This is a genomic window from Pseudomonas sp. BCA17 (genome assembly GCF_004519405.1).
Lineage (GTDB): Bacteria > Pseudomonadota > Gammaproteobacteria > Pseudomonadales > Pseudomonadaceae > Aquipseudomonas.
Map to the genome: position 1 here is coordinate 661,658 of NZ_SGWI01000002.1, position 19,148 is coordinate 680,805.

Sequence of the window (19,148 nt, forward strand, 5' to 3'; positions counted from 1 at the left end):
GCTCCTTATTGAAGTTGCCGCCATAGGATTCGTTGAAACCGCGCACGCCCTCCCTCCTCCACCCGCGCATATACGCTCTCGAGTACCGTGCGCGATTGGCCAACCAGCCCGACGGCTGTCACCCGAAACAACTGCGCCGAGGTTTGCGGCGGCAAATGCACAAGCCCCAGGCCATCGCCTATGGACTGAATGCCAAAGAATCCACCGTCCGAGGCGATCCAGTTAACCGCCGAGACAGGATTCGTCCCGGCCCCCATCAGCGAAAACGCCTCCTCGGGTGGCGAGCATGTGATGATTGAGTGGCATTCGGGCAGCGCCTCGCCACCTCGCCTTACCGTCACCTCCCCCACCCTGAGGCCGCTTTCGGCGCTTTGAAACGATTGATTGCGATGCCACAAGCTGCCAGCGACTTTTTGCTGGGATATCGCACCTTGCATTGATGACAAACCGACCAGTGATAACAGCAGCAGGAATACCAGGCTGACCAGCAACACCATCCCTGCCTGACGCAAATGAAAACCGCCAACCGTCCTCGTCACGGCCCTACCCCTGCCGATTTCGCAGCGCCGCCACAACGCTGTAGGTCTGGTCCCTGACACGCCCTGTCGGGTCTTGCAGCGTCAGGAGGACGCGCACACTGCGTATCAACGATTCGTCGGCCGGGTTGCTGTCGTAACGCACCACACCGGTCGATGCAGGCTTGGCCGCCATGCCAAAACTGATGTCGAACGCCCCCACGTTATCGATCAGCACCGCTTTAGCCGGCGCCGCCGGGGTACTGACTTTCAGTTGACCGGACTCATAGGTGTAGGTGAGCTGGCGCAGTGCAAAGTGGATCTGTCCAGGCGTCGGCGCAGGCGGCGTTCCAGCATACGCCCGGGCAACCGTCCTGCAGTCGGACGCCACCGTCCAATCAGGCTTGCCTCCACCCTTACCGACATCCGCAGTGATCAGTGTCAGCGCAGTTGCGTCGCCCGACCTACTCCACCCCACTGGCCGCTCCAAGGTAGCTGGAGCGTCTTCGATAAATGCGGTGGTCAGGCAGCCGAACATACCCGCCTGGCGAATATCCTGCGTCAGCTTGCCCAGAACAAACCGTGCATCGTCTTGCAGAACCGTTGCAGCCAATTGGCTGGCGTATGTCATCCGCGTGCTGATTACCACCTGGCTCCCACCCAGCACCAACATGAGCCCAACGGCCAATGCCACAAGCATTTCCACCAGGCTGAATCCGCGTACACGCCGCTTCATTGCAACGCGCCTTGTTCATCGGCCATGCGACTGGTAAGAACGAAAGTCTCCCTGGCTCCCGGGCCGCCTGCCCCCCTGGCTCCTTGCCAACTGATAGTGATGGTGACCTCAGACCCGCTGATCGACACAGCCCCTTTGGCATCTGCGCCGGCGAAGCCAATGATATTGGCCTCGAAATCATGCAAGTCCAGGTCACGCACGCTGGCGGTCGGGGCATTGGCCGGCGCGGGCTCGGCTCGCGTCCATGAATAATCGATCCCCGGATTGGAGCGAATTCGGTCGAGCATGTCATAGGCAATGAAACTGGCCTGGCTGGTCATCCTGGCGCTCTCGGTGTACTTGAGCGCGTTGAGTTGGATGGCCGAGGCCCCCAACAGACCAACAGCCAGAATCAACACCGCCACCAACACTTCGATCAACGTCATGCCGGTTTGGCGCCATTCGCAGGCGCGCAGAAAAAACGTGTGCGTACGGATTAGCATCACCGTCGTCATCCATGTCGAGGGCCGGGAAAGCAGGAAAAACCTGTTGTGAGCCCCAAGACTAGCGCCGCTTTTTAACCAACGCTGCTTCCGGAACAAAGGGAAATACTTTGGACATAAAAGCCATCATCCAACCCTGGCAGTCGGTAGCTATACCTATCGCTACCCGCGGAATCACCGGCGGCGTCCACGGAGGGACGACCTATGACAGAACGAGGCTTCACCCTGATCGAGTTGTTATTCGGCCTGATGCTGAGCGGCCTGCTGACGCATCTGGCAGTTCCCAGCTTCAAAGGGTTGCTCGAATCGCACCAGCAACGCAGCGCAGCGAACTCGCTGGCGGACGGCCTGCGCTTCGCCCGCAGCGAAGCGCTCGCACGTAATCGCGCGGTGATTGTTCATGCACTGGAGGACGATTGGAGCCGAGGTTGGCGAGTGATCGAGGATGTCAGCGGGCGCGGCCATATGGACGATGACAATCCGATACTGTTGGAGCGACAGGACAGCGGGCGCGCAACGATAGTGGGCAATGGCCCGGTCAGAAACCAAGTGCGCTTCAGCGGATTGGGCGAACCGGTTTTTACGGGAGGAGGCTTCCGTGCCGGCACCGTGCACATATGTGACACGGGCCAGGCACAAAGCCTGTATCAGGTGGTACTGGCTCCCAGCGGCCGCATAAGCCTGCGCAGTGATAAAACCGAGCAGGCATTATGTCGAGGCTGATCCGGCACGCCGGAGCTCAGAGCAAAGAGCGAACCCGCAGTTCCTTGGGCATGGAGAACGTGATGTTCTCTTCACGGCCGGCCAGCTCATCCGCGCCGGTCGCCCCCCAGGCCTGCAACTGTTGGATCACGCCACGCACCAGGACTTCTGGAGCCGAGGCACCGGCCGTGATACCGATACGCTCAACGCCATCGAACCAGCTGCGTTGCATGTCTTCGGCACCGTCGATCAGGTAGGCCGGCGTAGCCATGCGCTCGGCCAGCTCGCGCAGGCGATTGGAGTTGGAGCTGTTCGGGCTGCCGACCACCAGAACCACGTCGCATTCGTTGGCCAATTGCTTGACCGCGTCCTGACGGTTTTGTGTGGCGTAGCAAATGTCATCCTTGCGCGGGCCGCCGATATCCGGGAATCGCGCGCGCAGGGCGTCGATAACGCGGCTGGTGTCGTCCATGGACAAGGTGGTCTGCGTCACGAAAGCCAACCGTTCAGGGTTGTGTACCTGCAAGTTGGCGACGTCCTTTTCATCTTCTACCAGATAGATGGCACCGCCGTTGCTGGCGTCGTACTGGCCCATGGTGCCTTCGACTTCCGGGTGACCGGCATGGCCGATCAGGATGCACTCACGTCCATCGCGACTGTAGCGTGCGACTTCGATATGCACCTTGGTGACCAATGGGCAGGTGGCGTCGAATACTTTCAGGCCACGGCCGGCAGCTTCGGTACGCACGGCCTGGGAAACGCCATGGGCGCTGAAGATGACGATAACGTCGTCCGGTACCTGGTCGAGCTCTTCAACAAAAATGGCACCGCGTGCGCGCAGGTCTTCGACCACGAACTTGTTGTGGACAACTTCGTGGCGCACATAAATCGGCGGCCCGAAGACTTCCAGGGCGCGATTGACGATTTCGATCGCCCGGTCCACGCCGGCGCAGAAGCCACGGGGGTTGGCGAGTTTGATTTGCATGCTGTGCCTCGTGTCTTGCCTGCAGGAACGAGTTTGTGTGGCGAGGGAGCTTGATCCCTCACCACACAAGTCCGGCGCTGCAATAGGCCGAATTCGTCAGTTAGATCGCTTTAACGTCGATGATTTCCACATCAAACGTCAAGGTTTTACCGGCCAGCGGGTGGTTGAAGTCGATGGTCACTTGCGCGTCATCGAAGGCTTTGACTACACCTGGCAGCTCGGTATTCGCCGCATCGTTGAAGATCACCAGCAAGCCTTCCGACAGGTCCATGCCTTCAAACTGCGAACGCGCAATGATCTGCACATTCTGCGGGTTGGGCTGGCCAAAGGCATTTTCCGGCAGGATCTGCAGGTTGCGCTTATCGCCGGCCTTGAATCCGAAAAGCGCCGCTTCGAAACCCGGCAGCAGGTTGCCATCACCGACTTTGAAGGTCGCCGGGGCCTTGTCGAAGGTGCTGTCGACCGTGTCGCCATTCTCCAGGCGCAATGCGAAATGCAAAGTGACTTCCGTGTTCTGGCCGATCCGTTGTTCAGTCACTACCTGATCAGTCATTGACGGTCTCTCCGGTTTTCTTGCTTTTGAACATGTCCAACGCCAGCATCACCGCACCGACGGTGATGGCGCTGTCGGCAAAGTTGAACGCCGGGAAATACCAGCGATTCTGCCAATGCACCAGGATGAAGTCGATCACATGGCCCAGGGCAATACGGTCGTAGAGGTTGCCCAGCGCACCGCCCAGCACCAGGGCCAGGGCTATGGCAAGCCAGGTATCGTCGCGCCCCAGGCGCTTGAGCCAGACCACCAGCACGGCACTGACCACCACGGCAATCAGGGCGAACAGCCAGCGCTGCCAGCCGCCACTGTCGGCGAGGAAACTGAAAGCAGCGCCAGTGTTGTAGGCCAGTGTCCAGCTGAAGTAATCCGGGATCACCACGATCTGCTGGAACATTTCCAGAGCACCCTCGAAGTGAGCCTTGCTGGCCTGGTCAATGACCAGGACCAGCACACTCAATACGAGCCAGCCCAGGCGCCCGAAGCGACTGGCTTTAGGCATGTTTCCACTAGGCATAGTGGCGAACCTCGCCGGCACCGCTGATGTTGTCGACGCAACGACCACAGATTTCCGGATGCTCAGGATTCACACCGACATCTTCACGGCAGTGCCAGCAACGGGCGCACTTGGGGAACGCCGACTTGACGACTTTGAGCTTGAGGCCCGGCACTTCGGTGACCACGGCGTCTGCCGGCGCTTGGGCGAACGGTGCCAGGCTGGCCGTCGAGGTGATGAGCACGAAGCGCAGCTCGTTGCTCAGCTTGGCCAGGTCGGCCGTCAGGCCATCTTCGGCAAACAGGGTGACTTCGGCTTGCAGGTTGCCACCGACGGCCTTGGCCGCGCGCTGGACTTCCAGCTCCTTGTTCACCGCAACCTTGACGGCCATTACGCCCTCCCAGTATTCGCGGCCCAATTCGAAGTCCGCCGGCAGTTCGGTCAGACCTTCGTACCAGGTGTTGAGCATCACGGATTCGTTGCGCTCGCCCGGCAGGTATTCCCACAGCTCATCGGCGGTGAAGGCCAGGATCGGTGCGATCCAGCGCACCAGCGCCTCACTGATGTGGTACAGCGCGGTCTGCGCCGAACGGCGTGCCTTGCTGTTGGCGCCGGTGGTGTACTGGCGATCCTTGATGATGTCGAGGTAGAAACCACCCAACTCCTGCACGCAGAAGTTGTGGATCTTCGAGTAAACGTTCCAGAAACGGTATTCGCCGTAGTGCTCCTGCAACTCGCGCTGCAGCAACAGGGTACGGTCCACGGCCCAACGATCCAGGGCGAGCATGTCCTCGGCCGGCACGATGTCGGTGGCCGGGTTGAAGCCGGTCAGGTTCGACAACAGGAAGCGTGCGGTATTACGGATGCGACGGTAGGCATCGGCACTGCGCTGCAGGATCTGCTCCGACACAGCCATTTCGCCCGAATAGTCCGTCGAGGCCACCCACAGGCGCATGATGTCGGCACCCAGCGTGTCATTGACCTTTTGCGGCGCAATTACGTTGCCCAGGGACTTGGACATCTTGCGACCGTTTTCATCAACGGTGAAACCGTGGGTCAGCAGTTCGCGGTACGGGGCGTGGTTATCGATGGCGCAACCAGTGAGCAAGGACGAATGGAACCAGCCACGGTGTTGGTCCGAACCTTCCAGGTACAGATCGGCGCGAGGACCTGTCTCGTGGCCCATAGGGTGGGAACCACGCAGCACGTGCCAGTGGGTGGTGCCGGAGTCGAACCATACGTCGAGGGTGTCGCTGATCTTGTCGTACAACGGTGCTTCGTCGCCCAACAGCTCGGCGGCGTCCAGCTTGAACCAGGCTTCGATGCCTTCCTGCTCGACTCGTTGGGCCACGACTTCCATCAGCTCAACGGTACGAGGGTGCAGCTCGCCGCTTTCCTTGTTGAGGAAGAACGGAATCGGCACACCCCAGTTACGCTGGCGGGAGATGCACCAGTCCGGACGGTTGGCAATCATCGAGTGCAGGCGCGCCTGGCCCCAGGCCGGGATGAAGCCTGTGTCTTCGATGGCTTTGAGCGAGCGCACGCGCAGGGTGTCGCCGCTGACCGGCTCTTTGTCCATGCCGATGAACCACTGCGCGGTAGCGCGGTAGATCAGCGGGGTCTTGTGACGCCAGCAGTGCATGTAGCTGTGCTGGATGGTAGCGGACTGCAGAAGTGCACCGACTTCGCTCAGCTTTTCGATGATCGCCTTGTCGGCCTTGAAGATGAACTGGCTACCAAAGAACTCCAGCGATGGCACGTAAACGCCATTGCTTTGCACCGGGTTGATGATGTCATCGTTGACCATGCCGTATTTCTTGCAGATCACAAAGTCGTCCACGCCGTAGGCAGGCGAGCAGTGGACCACACCGGTACCCGAGCCCAGTTCAACGTAGTCGGCCAGGTAAACCGGCGACAGGCGGTCATAGAACGGGTGGCGGAAGTTGATCAGTTCCAACGCGGAACCGGTCGTCGTGGCGATCACCGAACCTTGCAGGTTGTAACGCGCCAGGCACGACTCGACCATTTCCTCGGCCAGCACCAGCAGGCGGTCACCGACGTCCACCAGGGCATAGGTGAACTCCGGGTGCACGTTCAGTGCCTGGTTGGCGGGGATGGTCCACGGGGTGGTGGTCCAGATCACGATGGCCGCCGGCTTGCCCAGGCTCGTCAGGCCAAAGGCCTCGGCCAGTTTGGCGTCTTCCGCAATCGGGAAGGCCACGTCGATGGTCGAGGACTTCTTGTCTTCGTACTCGACTTCCGCTTCGGCCAGGGCCGAACCGCAGTCGAAGCACCAGTTCACGGGCTTGAGCCCCTTGAATACGAAGCCACCCTTGACGATTTCGGCCAAGGCACGGATTTCACCGGCCTCGTTCTTGAAGTCCATGGTCTTGTACGGGTTGGCCCAGTCGCCCAATACACCCAGACGGATGAATTCGGACTTCTGCCCTTCGATCTGCTCGGTGGCGTAGGCACGGCACAGTTCGCGGGTTTTATCCGCGCCCAGGTTCTTGCCATGGGTCACTTCGACTTTGTGCTCGATCGGCAGACCGTGGCAGTCCCAACCCGGGACATAAGGTGCGTCGAAACCCGAAAGGGTTTTCGAGCGAATGATCATGTCCTTGAGAATCTTGTTCAGCGCATGACCGATGTGAATCGTGCCGTTGGCATAAGGAGGGCCGTCGTGCAGGACGAATTTCGGACGATCCTTGCCAATTTCGCGCAACTTTCCGTACAGGCCAATACTGTCCCAGCGCTGCAAGATCTGCGGTTCGCGCTGTGGCAGGCCGGCCTTCATTGGGAAGGCGGTGTCCGGAAGGTTTAGCGTGGCTTTATAGTCGGTCATTTAAGGCTCTTCGGTTAGCGATGGGCGCTAGGTGCGGCTAGTGCACGGGCGGCGGCGACATCCGCATTGATCGCCGTTTTCAACGCCTCAAGGGAGGCGAAACGCTGCTCTTCACGCAGCTTCTGGTGGAAAACCACCGTCAAACGCCGGTCATACAAATCACCGGCAAAATCCAAAAGGTGTACTTCCAGGTGGGCCTTGCCATCACCTGCAACCGTGGGCCTGACGCCTATATTGGCGACTCCCGGCCACGATTGGCCGTCGATGTCGACGCTCACCAGGTAAACCCCGGTCAGCGGCACACGGCGACGCTTGAGCTGCACGTTGGCGGTTGGCGTACCCAATTGGCGCGCCAGCTTCTGGCCGTGCAATACCCGCCCGGCAATGCGGAACGGGCGACCGAGCAGACGCTCGGCCAAGGCGAAGTCGGCAGCGGCCAGTGCATTACGCACCTGGGTGCTGCTTACGCGCAGGCCATCCAGTTCGACGGTTTGCGCGGCTTCGACGGTAAAACCCTGGTTGACGCCGGCGTGCTGCAGGAAATCGAAATCTCCTACGCGGTCGCAACCGAAACGGAAGTCGTCGCCGACCTCCAAATGTTGCACACCCAAGCCGTCCACCAGGATACGGTCGACGAATTCGGCGGCGCTGAGGCTTTGCAAACGCTGGTTGAAGGCCAGGCAGAGGACTCGGTCCACCCCCTCTTCAGCCAGCAACTGCAACTTGTCGCGCAAGCGGGCCAGACGGGCCGGCGCCGTTTCCGGGGTGAAAAATTCCCGCGGCTGCGGCTCAAAAATCACCACGCAGCTGGGTACACCCAACTCGACTGCTCGCTCACGCAGCCGGGCCAGGATAGCCTGGTGACCACGGTGAACACCGTCAAAGTTGCCAATAGTGGCGACGCAGCCCCGATGCTGGGGGCGCAGGTTGTGGAGACCTCGAACCAGCTGCATAACGCGCTTCTTGCTCATAAAGTGGTCGATTATAACCACACCCGGCCCCGGACGACAGGCAACAGCGCAGGCCAAGTGGGTCGATTCGATAAAACAATCGTTTTATTCAGGCAAAGTCCCTAGCTCAGGGACTTGCGATTGAAATCACGCAGGCGAAAGCCTTGCAGCAGCAACATGCCGAAGTAAACCACAACACCTGCAACCACCAGCACGCCCAGGCGCATGAAGCGCTCCAGCATGTGCCCTTCGTCCCAGGCGGGCATGAAGTGCATCAACCCCAATAGCACCGCAGACATCACGCCCACCGCGACCAGCAGCTTGAGCGCAAAGATGCCCCAGCCCGGTTGCGGCAGGAACATCTGCTGCTTGCGCAGTTGATAGAACAGCAAGCCGGCATTGATACAGGCACCGGCACTGATGGCCAGGGCCAATCCGGCGTGAGCCAGCGGGCCGATGAATACCAGGTTGAGCAATTGCGTGACGATCAGCGTGAAAATCGCGATTTTCACCGGCGTACGGATGTTTTGTTGAGCATAAAAGCCCGGCGCCAGCACCTTGATCACAATGATGCCGAGCAGCCCCACAGAGTAGGCAATCAACGCACGCTGGGTCATGGAGGCATCGAACGCGCTGAATTGGCCGTACTGGAACAACGATACCGTCAGCGGTTCAGCCAGGATCCCCAGGGCCAGGGCACAAGGCAACACCAGCACGAAGCACAAGCGCAGCCCCCAATCGAGAATACGCGAGTACTCCTGGCGGTCTTTGCCGGCATAGGTGCGCGACAGGGTCGGCAACAAAATCGTGCCCAAGGCCACACCGAGTACGCCGGACGGCAACTCCATCAGTCGATCGGCGTAGTACATCCACGACACCGAGCCAGACACCAGCAACGAGGCGAAGGCGGTGTTGATGATCAGGGAAATCTGGCTGACCGATACACCAAGGATCGCCGGCAACATGTTGCGCATTACACGCCAGACACCGGTGTCCTTCAGGTTGAGCCGCGGCAGCACGAGCATGCCGATCTTTTTCAGGTGCGGCAGCTGGTACAACAATTGCGCCAGGCCACCGGCCAGCACGGCCCAACCCAGGGCCATCACGGGCGGATCGAAGTACGGCGTGAGGTACACCGCGAAGATAATCATGCTCACGTTGAGCAAGGTCGGCACGAACGCCGGCACCGAGAAACGGTTCCAGGTATTCAGGACGGCGCCAGCCAGAGATGAGAGCGAGATCAGCAATATATAAGGGAAGGTCACGCGCAGCAGATCAGTGGTCAGCGCGAATTTTTCCGGTGTATTGGCAAAACCCGGGGCCGTGGCCCAGATCACCCAGGGGGCGGCGAGCATGCCGGCAATGGTGACCAGCATCAAAACCAGCGTCAGCAGGCCCGAGACATAGGCAAGAAAAGTGCGGGTCGCTTCTTCGCCCTGCTGGGACTTGTATTCCGCCAGGATCGGTACGAATGCCTGGGAAAATGCGCCCTCGGCGAAGATCCGACGCAGCAGGTTGGGCAGTTTGAAGGCAATAAAGAAGGCGTCCGTGGCCATACTGGCGCCAAAAATACGCGCCAACAGGGTGTCACGCACGAACCCCAATACCCGGGAGATCATTGTGATAGAGCTGACCGCAGCCAACGATTTGAGCAGATTCATTGAAAGAGTTTGCGCCTATAGATAAACAGCAGGCGAACAAAGCGCCCACTTATGCGATACTGCGCACCTGCAGCAGCACAGAGCCAAAGCTCGCGAGTTTACAGGTCAAGCGCCGGAAATAAATCACCCGCCTCTTCAGATCGACCACTCAGCAGTTCGCATCAGCCACCCTTGACAACACTTCAAGTCATCGGCATGATTCGCGGCCTATTTTGTTTGCTATTTCCTAAAAAGTCTTTCGAGGAGCTCGACGGTGGCCAACTCACCTTCCGCCAAAAAACGTGCAAAACAGGCTGAGAAGCGTCGCAGCCACAACGCCAGCCTGCGTTCCATGGTTCGTACCTACATCAAGAATGTAGTTAAAGCCATCGACACCAAAGACGCTGAAAAAGCTCAAGCTGCTTACGTTCTGGCTGTGCCGGTTATCGACCGTATGGCCGATAAGGGCATCATCCACAAGAACAAGGCCGCTCGTCATAAGAGCCGCCTGAATGGCCACATCAAGGCTCTGAACGTTGCTGCTGCAGCCTAAGTGGTAACAACTGCAACGCGGGTTTACCGGCGTAACAGTTAAGAAATGCCCCGTACCGAAAGGTCCGGGGCATTTTTGTTTGTACTCAGAAAATGAACATCACGCCTCAAACCCCAGGCAAAAAAATGCCCCGAACCAGTCGGGGCGTTTTTGCTACCAGCCGATCAACGTATCAATCAGTGGTGGTGACCGCCTTCACCGTGGACGTGACCGTGAGCCACTTCTTCCTGGGAAGCGTCGCGGATGGCAACGATCTTCACTTGGAAGTTCAGGCGCTGGCCAGCCAGGGGGTGGTTACCGTCGACAGTCACGTCATCGCCATCCAGATCGCGGATAGTGACGATCTGCATTTGGCCGTCCGGCGCGGAAGCGTGGAACTGCATGCCCACTTCCAGCTCGTCGACGCCTTCGAACATGCTGCGGCTCAGAGTGCTGACCAGCTCGGCGGAGTATTCGCCGTAAGCGTCTTCCGGCTCTACGACAACGTTCAGTTCATCGCCAACGCTCTTGCCTTCCAGAGCCTTTTCCAGGCCCGGGATGATGTTCCCTGCGCCTTGCAGGTAGACCAGCGGCGCGCCGCCGGCTGAGCTGTCGATGACCTCACCAGCGTCGTTGGTCAGGGTATAGTCGATGGAGACAGCCTTGTTAGCGGCGATCGTCATGGGGCGAGACCTTTTGCATAAGAATGAAGAACGGACAAGTCTAAACAAGGATTTGCCCGAAAGCGAACAGAACCCGGACAGACGGGACCGACCAACGGCATCCTTTATCATCGGGTTCCACCAGGACGACGACCAGCACTGGGTCGCCGAGCTCTCTTGCGGTCACACCCAGCACCTGCGCCACCAGCCGCCCTGGCAGTCCAGGGCCTGGGTACTCGATACCGCACAACGCCTCGAAAAAATAGGCCAACCCTTTACCTGCGGCTGGTGTGCGCAAGGCACGAATAACGATAACCTTGATGCCTGATTCCCGGCAGGCGCTCAACCATAGAGCACCGCCGAAGCCATGCACCTCCAGAGAATTCGCATGCAGACTTTTTTTATCGCGCCCACCGATTTTGGTGTGGGTCTGACCTCCATCAGCCTTGGGCTGGTGCGTACCCTTGAGCGAGCCGGGTTGAAAGTCGGTTTCTTCAAACCGATTGCCCAGCCGCACCCCGGCGACACGGGTCCGGAACGCTCCACCGAACTGGTGGCGCGCACTCACGGCCTGAAACCGCCACAACCCCTGGGCCTGGCCCACGTCGAGCGCATGCTGGGCGACGGCCAGCTTGATGAGCTGCTCGAAGAAATCATCACGCTGTATCAGCAGGCCGCCGTGGGCAAGGACGTGTTGATCGTCGAAGGCATGGTACCGACCCGCAGCGCCAGTTATGCGGCTCGAGTCAACCTGCACCTGGCCAAGAGCCTCGACGCCGAGGTGATCCTTGTGTCCGCCCCGGAAAACGAAGTGCTTACCGAACTTTCCGGCCGAGTCGAATTACAGGCGCAGCTGTTCGGCGGGCCGAAAGATCCGAAAGTGCTGGGCGTAATCCTCAACAAAGTGCGCACCGACGAAAGCATCGAAGCCTTCTCGGCGCGCCTGAAAGAACATTCGCCGTTGTTGCGCAGTGGGGATTTCCGCCTGCTCGGCTGCATCCCCTACCAGCCCGAGCTCAACGCTCCGCGCACCCGCGACGTAGCCGACCTGATGGGCGCGCAGATCCTCAATGCCGGCGATTATGAAAGCCGGCGCATGACCAAAATCATCATTTGCGCGCGTACCATGCGCAACACCGTGGAGCTGCTCAAACCCGGCGTACTGGTGGTGACGCCGGGCGACCGCGACGACATCATCCTCGCCGTCAGCCTCGCGGCGATCAACGGCGTGCCTCTGGCCGGACTGCTGCTGACCAGTGACACCCTGCCCGACCCGCGCATCATGGATTTGTGCCGTGGCGCGCTCCAGGCCGGGCTGCCGGTGCTGTCGGTGAGCACAGGCTCCTACGACACGGCGAACCTGCTCAACAGCCTCAACAAAGAAATCCCTATCGACGATCGCGAGCGCGCCGAGATCATCACCGATTTCGTCGCCAGCCACCTGGATGCGCGCTGGCTGCACCAACGTTGCGGCACGCCTCGGGAAATGCGCCTGTCACCGGCGGTATTCCGTTATCAATTGATTCAACGCGCCCAGGCCGCCAACAAGCGCATCGTATTGCCCGAAGGCAGTGAACCGCTGACCGTGCAAGCCGCCGCCCTCTGCCAGGCCCGCGGCATTGCCCGCTGTGTGCTGCTGGCCAAGCCGGCGGATGTGGAAGCCGTCGCCCGCGCCCAGGGCATCGAATTGCCCGAGGGCCTGGAGATTCTTGACCCGGACCTGATTCGCCAGCGTTACGTCGAACCGATGGTTGCGCTGCGCAAGAGCAAAAGCCTCAACGCGCCGATGGCCGAGCAGCAGCTGGAAGACAACGTGGTGATCGCCACCATGATGCTCGCGCTGGATGAAGTGGACGGCCTGGTTTCCGGCGTCATCCACTCCACCGCCAACACCATCCGTCCCGCCCTGCAGCTGATTAAAACAGCACCGGGTTGCACGCTGGTGTCGTCGGTGTTCTTCATGCTGTTTCCCGAGCAGGTACTGGTGTACGGCGACTGCGTGATGAATCCGCACCCGAGCGCGGCCGAGCTGGCAGAGATCGCCCTGCAAAGCGCCGACTCGGCCGCCGCGTTCGGCATTACCCCACGCGTGGCGATGATCAGCTATTCCAGCGGTGACTCAGCCAGCGGCGAGGAAGTGGAAAAGGTCCGCGAAGCCACCCTGCTCGCCCACGAACAGCAAAGCTCATTGCTGATCGACGGTCCCTTGCAGTACGACGCCGCCGCCAACGAAACCGTCGCCCGGCAGTTGGCGCCCAATAGCCAGGTCGCCGGTAAAGCCACAGTCTTTGTGTTCCCGGACCTGAACACCGGCAACACCACGCACAAGGCCGTGCAACGCAGCGCCGACTGCGTGAGCCTGGGGCCGATGCTCCAGGGCTTGCGCAAGCCGGTGAACGACCTGCCACGCGGCGCTCAAGTCGACGACATCGTGTACACCATCGCATTGACTGCGATCCAAGCCGCCAACCGCCCCATGGATATCTAAATGCTGGATTTTCTACCTGCCGCCGTGCGCGGAGTCATTGCTTCGCTGTTGCTGGCGTTGAACACGATCCTGCTGTGTTCGTTCCTGTTTATCGTGGCCTTGTTCAAGGCGCTGCCGTTTGCCAAGCGCTTCAGCGAATGGCTGATGAACCACACCCATGAAGCCTGGGTCACCAACAACAAGGGCTGGATGAATCTGGTGCAGCGCACTCGCTGGCACCTGACCGGCCTTGAGGGCCTGGACTACCAACACTCGTATCTGGTGACCAGCAACCACCAGAGCTGGGTTGACATCATGGTGTTGCAATACGTGCTGAACCGGCGGATCCGCCCGTTGAAATTTTTCCTCAAGCAGGAACTGATCTGGGTGCCGGTGATTGGCCTGGCGTGGTGGGCGCTGGGCTTTCCGTTCATGAAGCGCTACACCAAGGCCTATCTGGAAAAGCACCCGGAGAAGAAAGGCAAAGACCTGGAAACCACCCGCAAGACCTGCGCGAAATTTCGCGACAACCCCGTCGGCATCTTCAACTTCGCCGAAGGCACGCGATTTACTCCAGGCAAACATGCACAGCAGAAGTCGCCGTTCCGCTACCTGCTCAAGCCCAAGGCCGGTGGTATCGCCTTTGTACTGGATGCCATGGGCGAACAGTTGAAGTCACTGGTCAACGTGACCATCCACTACCCCGCCGGGCGCCCAGGCTATTGGGATTTGCTGTGCGGGAATGTGAAGGACGTGGTCGTGCAGTTTGAAGAGGTACGGATTCCGGCCGAGTTCATTGGCAAGAATTATGAACAGGACGGGATATATCGGGTGGCATTCCAAGGCTGGATCAACCAGCTGTGGGAAGACAAGGACGCCCTCCTGGAGAAACTGCACACGCAATTCCCAGGCAAAAAATAATCATCATGTGTGACGGGGCTTGCTCCCGACGGTAACGCTCAGCTGAGGCCGTGACTGGCACTCGGCAATCGTGAACAAGCTCTCCGCTGCAGTTGATCTGCGCTGACCGTAAGTGCATGAAAAAGCCCGCCACCGATCACTCGGTGGCGGGCTTATTTGTGCTGGAGCGGTTTAGATCGCGCCGCGCTGACGCAACAACTCGAGCACCTGCTTGACGCTCTCTTCCAACGACAGCGCCTGGGTGTCGAGCACCAGATCGGCGTTCAACGGCACGTCATACGGGAAGGATTCGCCAGGGATGTTATCCCCTCCGGCAGCGTACAGGCCTTGCGGATCACGCTCGGCGCACACCAGCGGCGACGCTTGTACATAGACGGTCAGAAGACGGTCGGCGCCGATCAGTGCCTTGGCCTGTTCGCGGCCTTCGGCATCCGGCGCAACGAACGCGGCCAGGGTCAGCAGGCCGGCTTCGTTGAACTGGCGCGCCACGTGGGCGGCACGCCGCCAGTTTTCAGTGCGACCAGCACGGTCCTGCGGCAACCCTTTGTTCAGGTCGTGACGCAGGTTCTGGCCATCCAGCACGAATACCGCCCGGCCCATGTCGAACAGCTTGCGCTCAACCGCGTAGGCCAAGGTACTTTTGCCGGCGCCCGACAAGCCGCTGAACAACACGGTGGCCGGCTGCTGGCCGAAGCGCAGCGCACGCTCCTCGGTGGCGACATGAGCCAATTTACCGTGCTGTGCCGCACTGCCATGGCCAACCGGTGGCGCGATGATCATGCCTGCGGCTACGGTGCCGTTGGTCAAACGGTCGATGACGATAAACGCACCCGTGGTGCGGTTGCTGTCGTAGCCGTCCAGGGCAATGGCGGCGTCGAGGCTGACCTTGACCCGGCCGATCTCGTTCAATTGCAACGAACTCGCCGGGCCTTCGGCCAGGGTGTTCACGTCTACGCGGTGCACGATGCTGGTGATGGAACCCGGCACATAGCTGGTAGCGCGCTTGATGTCGTATTTCTTGCCCGGCAGCATCGGCTCTTCAGCCATCCATACCAGCATGGCGTCGAAAGCGTCAGTCACTTGCGGCACATTGTCGGCATGCACCAGCAGGTCGCCACGGGAGATGTCGATCTCGTCTTCCATGGTCAGGGTCACGGCCTGGCCTGGGCCTGCGTGCTCCAGTTCGCCTTCGAAGGTGACGATGGATTTGACGCGGCTGCTCTTGCCCGAAGGCAGCACCACCACTTCGTCGCCCTTGTGCACGATGCCGCTGGCCAGGGTGCCGGCGAAACCGCGGAAGTTCAGGTTCGGACGGTTGACGTACTGCACCGGGAAACGCAAATCGGTGTAGTTGCGGTCGTTGGCGATCTCGACGGTCTCGAGAATCTCCATCAGCGATTGGCCGGTGTACCAAGGCGAACGCTCGCTCTTGTTCACCACGTTGTCGCCCTTGAGCGCGGACATCGGTACGAATGCCAGGGTACTCGGCTTGAAGGCGATGCCGTCGGCAAACTTCAGGTAATCGGCCTTGATCTGCTCGAATACGCTTTGATCAAAGCCATTGATGTCCATCTTGTTGACGGCCACCACGATATGTTTGATACCCAGCAACGAGGCGATAAAGCTGTGGCGACGGGTCTGGGTCTGCACGCCATAACGCGCATCGATCAGAATGATCGCCAGGTCACAGGTGGATGCACCGGTGGCCATGTTGCGGGTGTACTGCTCATGGCCGGGGGTGTCGGCAATGATGAATTTGCGCTTTGCGGTGGAGAAATAGCGATAGGCAACATCGATGGTGATGCCCTGCTCGCGCTCAGCCTGCAAGCCGTCGACCAGCAAGGCCAAGTCGATGTCGTCACCGGTAGTGCCGACTTTCTTCGAATCGCGGGTGATGGCTTCCAGGTGATCTTCGTAGATCATCTTGGAGTCGTGCAGCAGGCGCCCGATCAGGGTGCTCTTGCCGTCGTCGACGTTGCCGCAGGTCAGGAAGCGCAACATTTCCTTGCGCTCGTGCTGGCCCAGGTAGGCGAGGATGTCCTCGCTGATCAAATCAGATTGATGGCTCATCGGGTTCAAGCTCCAAGCTGTAAGCTTCAAGCGGCAAGCTTGTCGGCGTACAGCTAGTCAGAAATTTTGTTGATCAGGCCGCAGAGCATTTTTGAGAGCTCGCGGGTTTCTGCAATCCAGTTATCAGCCATTGGTTGGGCGATGTAAGCGATGTCACTGCCGATGAGAATCTGTGTTCGTAATTCTCCACAAGAGCCCTTCGCAATCCAGAGAAAACGTACCTTTTCTTTGGCACCGCGACGCTCCATCCCTTCAGCAATATTGGAAGGTACCGAAAGTGCTGAGCGAGTGATTTGGTCCTTGAAACCAAGATCCCTGTATTGAGCAAACTCTCGGTAAATTCTCACCGCTAGACACTTGCTTCTCTGCCAGACAACCAACTTCTCGAAATCCATTACGAGTCACTCAAACGTGGCTCGCAACGACCGGCTGCAAGCACCAAACTGCAAATTACGCATAACGCCTTTAACTGCAGCTTGCCGCTTGTAACTCGACGCTTAAAAGTACCCCTGCCGTTTTTTGTCTTCCATCGAGCCAGCACCATCGTGATCGATGACACGGCCCTGGCGCTCGGAAGTTCGCGTCAGGAGCATTTCCTGAATGATGTCCGTCAGCGTCTCGGCTTCGGACTCCACCGCGCCCGTCAACGGGTAGCAGCCAAGGGTGCGGAAACGCACTTTCTTTTTGACGATTCGGGCTTTTTCTTCGTCGGACAGGTGCTCAAGGATGCGGTCGTCGTCGATCATGATCAACGTGCCGTTCTTCTCGATCACATCGCGCTCGGCGGCGAAATACAGCGGCACGATCGGAATACCTTCCAGGTAGATGTACTGCCAGATGTCCAGCTCGGTCCAGTTGGACAGCGGGAACACGCGGATCGACTCGCCCTTGTTGACGTTGCCGTTGTAGACGTTCCACAGCTCGGGACGCTGGTTCTTCGGGTCCCAGCGGTGTTTGCTGTCGCGGAACGAGTACACACGCTCTTTGGCGCGGGATTTCTCTTCATCGCGACGGGCACCGCCGAAGGCTGCGTCGAAACCATGTTTGTCCAGGGCCTGCTTGAGGCCCTCGGTCTTCATGATGTCGGTGTGCTTGGCGCTGCCGTGAGTGAATGGGTTGATGCCCTGCGCCACGCCATCCGGGTTGATGTGGGTGATCAGGTCCAGGCCCAGTTCTTCGACCATTTGGTCGCGGAACTTGTACATCTCCTGGAATTTCCAGCGGGTGTCGACGTGCATCACCGGGAACGGCAACTTGCCCGGAAAAAAAGCCTTGCGTGCCAGATGCAGCATCACGGCGGAGTCTTTACCGATCGAGTAGAGCATCACCGGGTTGTCGAACTCGGCGGCGACCTCGCGGATGATGTGGATGCTTTCCGCCTCCAGCTGTTTCAGATGCGTCAGTTTGTCGACCATGGTTACTCACGGAAAAACGATCTTGTGGACGGCCAGCGGGCCGTGTTCGAGCGAGGCATGCTAGCACAGCACCTTCTTCTATTCAGGGAGCCATCTAGATCGAAACGGTATATGAATATGCCCCGCGGTTTGGCCCTGTGCACGAGAGGGCTTACCCTAATGCCAGTCAGTTAAGAGGGATAAAGGCTAAAAAGTAACCTGTGGCGAGGGAGCTTGCTCCCGTTGGACTGCGCAGCAGTCCCATGCTTTGTAAACAAAGAGCGGGGCCGCTTCGCGGCCCGACGGGAGCAAGCTCCCTCGCCACACATACAGCGTTCACCCTTAACTGACTGGCGTTAGGGCTTACCCTCCATTTGTTCATTGATACGCGTCAGATCGGGTTCGGGCAATCGATGAACAGGTGCTCCAGGGCGAAACGCCGTGCCAGGTAGTCACCCAGCGCCTGCACCCCGTAGCGCTCGGTGGCGTGATGGCCGGCCGCGATGAAGCTGATGTCGTTTTCACGCGCACTGTGGAAGGTCTGCTCGGAGGCTTCACCACTCAGGTACAGGTCGACACCGGCGGCAATTGCCTGATCGATGTAGCTCTGGCCTCCGCCGGTACACCAGCCGACGCGGCGGATCATTTCGCTGCCTTCGATCAGCAGCGGCTCGCGGCCCATCACGTCCTGCACACGGCGGGCGAAATCGCGGGGCGACAAGGGCTCGGCGAGGGAGCCGACCAGGCCGACGATCTTGGGGTTGTTCGGGTCCAGCGGGCCTTCGACGGTGATGTCCAGTTGGCGGGCAAGCTGCACGTTGTTGCCCACATCCGGGTGCAGGTCCAGCGGCAAATGGTAGGCCAACAAGCTGATGTCGTGCTTGAGCAGGGTTTTCAGGCGACGCTGCTTCATGCCGGTGACACACGGGTTCTCACCCTTCCAGAAATACCCGTGATGCACCAGCACCAAGTCGGCCTCGGCTTCGACGGCGGCGTCCAGCAAAGCCTGGCTTGCGGTCACGCCGCTGACGATGCGCCGCACTTGCGGGCGCCCCTCGACCTGCAGGCCATTGGGGCAGTAATCGGCAATTTTTGCGCTGGCAAGGTAGCGGTCCGCTTCCTCGACGAGGGTAGTAAGGGGGACGGCCATGTAAAGACTCCTAAATATCCCGTTCCGAGGCGCTCGCAGCCTCGTATA

Annotated in this window: 18 protein-coding genes and 1 pseudogene; 5 read left to right on the plus strand and 14 right to left on the minus strand. The window is 59.6% G+C overall.

Annotated features, from left to right (window positions below; all coding sequences use genetic code 11):
- Nucleotides 1-5 precede the first annotated feature (5 nt).
- From EXW71_RS11960 to pilV, 3 genes are read right to left on the minus strand one after another with little or no spacing between them, the layout of a single operon-like run.
- Nucleotides 6-497 (minus strand): PilX N-terminal domain-containing pilus assembly protein, encoded by a 492-nt coding sequence (locus tag EXW71_RS11960; protein ID WP_134658944.1) that lies wholly within the window; start codon nt 495-497, stop codon nt 6-8.
- A 46-nt stretch (nt 498-543) separates the two neighbouring features.
- Nucleotides 544-1,251 (minus strand): PilW family protein, encoded by a 708-nt coding sequence (locus EXW71_RS11965; protein WP_134658769.1) that lies wholly within the window; start codon nt 1,249-1,251, stop codon nt 544-546.
- The gene (gene pilV, locus EXW71_RS11970; protein WP_134658771.1) at nt 1,248-1,733 is read right to left on the minus strand and encodes a type IV pilus modification protein PilV; all 486 of its coding nucleotides are present in this window, start codon (nt 1,731-1,733) and stop codon (nt 1,248-1,250) included. Before pilV ends, EXW71_RS11965 begins: the two co-directional genes overlap by 4 nt.
- Nucleotides 1,734-1,937: 204 nt before the next feature.
- Here pilV and EXW71_RS11975 point away from each other — a divergent pair.
- Nucleotides 1,938-2,453 (plus strand): annotated as a pseudogene (locus EXW71_RS11975) (GspH/FimT family pseudopilin); the annotation flags it as partial.
- Nucleotides 2,454-2,472: 19 nt separating this feature from the next.
- On the opposite strand, the gene ispH reads toward EXW71_RS11975, so the two are convergent.
- The 6 genes from ispH to murJ all read right to left on the minus strand — a co-directional run bounded on the left by ispH (nt 2,473) and on the right by murJ (nt 9,925).
- Nucleotides 2,473-3,420, minus strand: a complete 948-nt coding sequence (gene ispH / locus EXW71_RS11980) for a 4-hydroxy-3-methylbut-2-enyl diphosphate reductase (RefSeq protein WP_134658775.1) — start codon at nt 3,418-3,420, stop codon at nt 2,473-2,475.
- A 100-nt stretch (nt 3,421-3,520) separates the two neighbouring features.
- Nucleotides 3,521-3,973: a peptidylprolyl isomerase gene (locus tag EXW71_RS11985; RefSeq protein WP_123714501.1), complete on the minus strand. Its 453-nt coding sequence runs from the start codon at nt 3,971-3,973 to the stop codon at nt 3,521-3,523.
- On the minus strand, nt 3,966-4,475 hold the full coding sequence (gene lspA / locus EXW71_RS11990) for a signal peptidase II (protein WP_123714500.1): 510 nt from the start codon (nt 4,473-4,475) through the stop codon (nt 3,966-3,968). The genes EXW71_RS11985 and lspA overlap by 8 nt, the downstream gene beginning before the upstream one ends.
- Before the next feature lie 7 nt (nt 4,476-4,482).
- Nucleotides 4,483-7,314 carry an isoleucine--tRNA ligase gene (ileS, locus tag EXW71_RS11995; RefSeq protein WP_134658777.1) on the minus strand — a complete coding sequence of 944 codons (2,832 nt, stop codon included), beginning with the start codon at nt 7,312-7,314 and terminating at the stop codon, nt 4,483-4,485.
- A gap of 14 nt (nt 7,315-7,328) precedes the next feature.
- Complete coding sequence (gene ribF, locus EXW71_RS12000; protein WP_053254290.1) at nt 7,329-8,267, minus strand: bifunctional riboflavin kinase/FAD synthetase; 939 nt, start codon at nt 8,265-8,267, stop codon at nt 7,329-7,331.
- Between the two features lie 119 nt (nt 8,268-8,386).
- Nucleotides 8,387-9,925, minus strand: a complete 1,539-nt coding sequence (gene murJ / locus EXW71_RS12005; protein WP_123714498.1) for a murein biosynthesis integral membrane protein MurJ — start codon at nt 9,923-9,925, stop codon at nt 8,387-8,389.
- Nucleotides 9,926-10,178: 253 nt separating this feature from the next.
- Between murJ and rpsT the strand changes: the two genes are divergently transcribed.
- Nucleotides 10,179-10,457 carry a 30S ribosomal protein S20 gene (rpsT, locus tag EXW71_RS12010; RefSeq protein ID WP_123714497.1) on the plus strand — a complete coding sequence of 93 codons (279 nt, stop codon included), beginning with the start codon at nt 10,179-10,181 and terminating at the stop codon, nt 10,455-10,457.
- 176 nt (nt 10,458-10,633) lie between these two features.
- Here the strand turns inward: rpsT and EXW71_RS12015 are convergent, their stop codons facing one another.
- A complete protein-coding gene (locus EXW71_RS12015) occupies nt 10,634-11,119 on the minus strand; it encodes a peptidylprolyl isomerase (RefSeq protein WP_134658779.1) in 486 nt (161 codons plus the stop codon).
- Here EXW71_RS12015 and EXW71_RS12020 point away from each other — a divergent pair.
- From EXW71_RS12020 to EXW71_RS12030, 3 genes are read left to right on the plus strand one after another with little or no spacing between them, the layout of a single operon-like run.
- The gene (locus tag EXW71_RS12020; protein WP_123714495.1) at nt 11,088-11,426 is read left to right on the plus strand and encodes a DUF3565 domain-containing protein; all 339 of its coding nucleotides are present in this window, start codon (nt 11,088-11,090) and stop codon (nt 11,424-11,426) included. The genes EXW71_RS12015 and EXW71_RS12020 overlap by 32 nt on opposite strands.
- Nucleotides 11,427-11,486: 60 nt before the next feature.
- Nucleotides 11,487-13,586 (plus strand): phosphate acetyltransferase, encoded by a 2,100-nt coding sequence (gene pta / locus EXW71_RS12025; protein ID WP_134658781.1) that lies wholly within the window; start codon nt 11,487-11,489, stop codon nt 13,584-13,586.
- On the plus strand, nt 13,587-14,486 hold the full coding sequence (locus EXW71_RS12030; protein WP_134658783.1) for an acyltransferase: 900 nt from the start codon (nt 13,587-13,589) through the stop codon (nt 14,484-14,486).
- Between the two features lie 171 nt (nt 14,487-14,657).
- Here the strand turns inward: EXW71_RS12030 and cysN are convergent, their stop codons facing one another.
- The 4 genes from cysN to EXW71_RS12060 all read right to left on the minus strand — a co-directional run bounded on the left by cysN (nt 14,658) and on the right by EXW71_RS12060 (nt 19,100).
- Nucleotides 14,658-16,556, minus strand: a complete 1,899-nt coding sequence (cysN, locus tag EXW71_RS12035) for a sulfate adenylyltransferase subunit CysN (RefSeq protein WP_134658785.1) — start codon at nt 16,554-16,556, stop codon at nt 14,658-14,660.
- A gap of 53 nt (nt 16,557-16,609) precedes the next feature.
- Complete coding sequence (locus tag EXW71_RS12040) at nt 16,610-16,951, minus strand: four helix bundle protein (RefSeq protein WP_134658787.1); 342 nt, start codon at nt 16,949-16,951, stop codon at nt 16,610-16,612.
- A 102-nt stretch (nt 16,952-17,053) separates the two neighbouring features.
- Nucleotides 17,054-17,971, minus strand: a complete 918-nt coding sequence (cysD, locus tag EXW71_RS12045; RefSeq protein WP_123714490.1) for a sulfate adenylyltransferase subunit CysD — start codon at nt 17,969-17,971, stop codon at nt 17,054-17,056.
- A gap of 370 nt (nt 17,972-18,341) precedes the next feature.
- Nucleotides 18,342-19,100 carry a Nif3-like dinuclear metal center hexameric protein gene (locus EXW71_RS12060; protein ID WP_134658793.1) on the minus strand — a complete coding sequence of 253 codons (759 nt, stop codon included), beginning with the start codon at nt 19,098-19,100 and terminating at the stop codon, nt 18,342-18,344.
- Between the last annotated feature and the right edge of the window lie 48 nt (nt 19,101-19,148).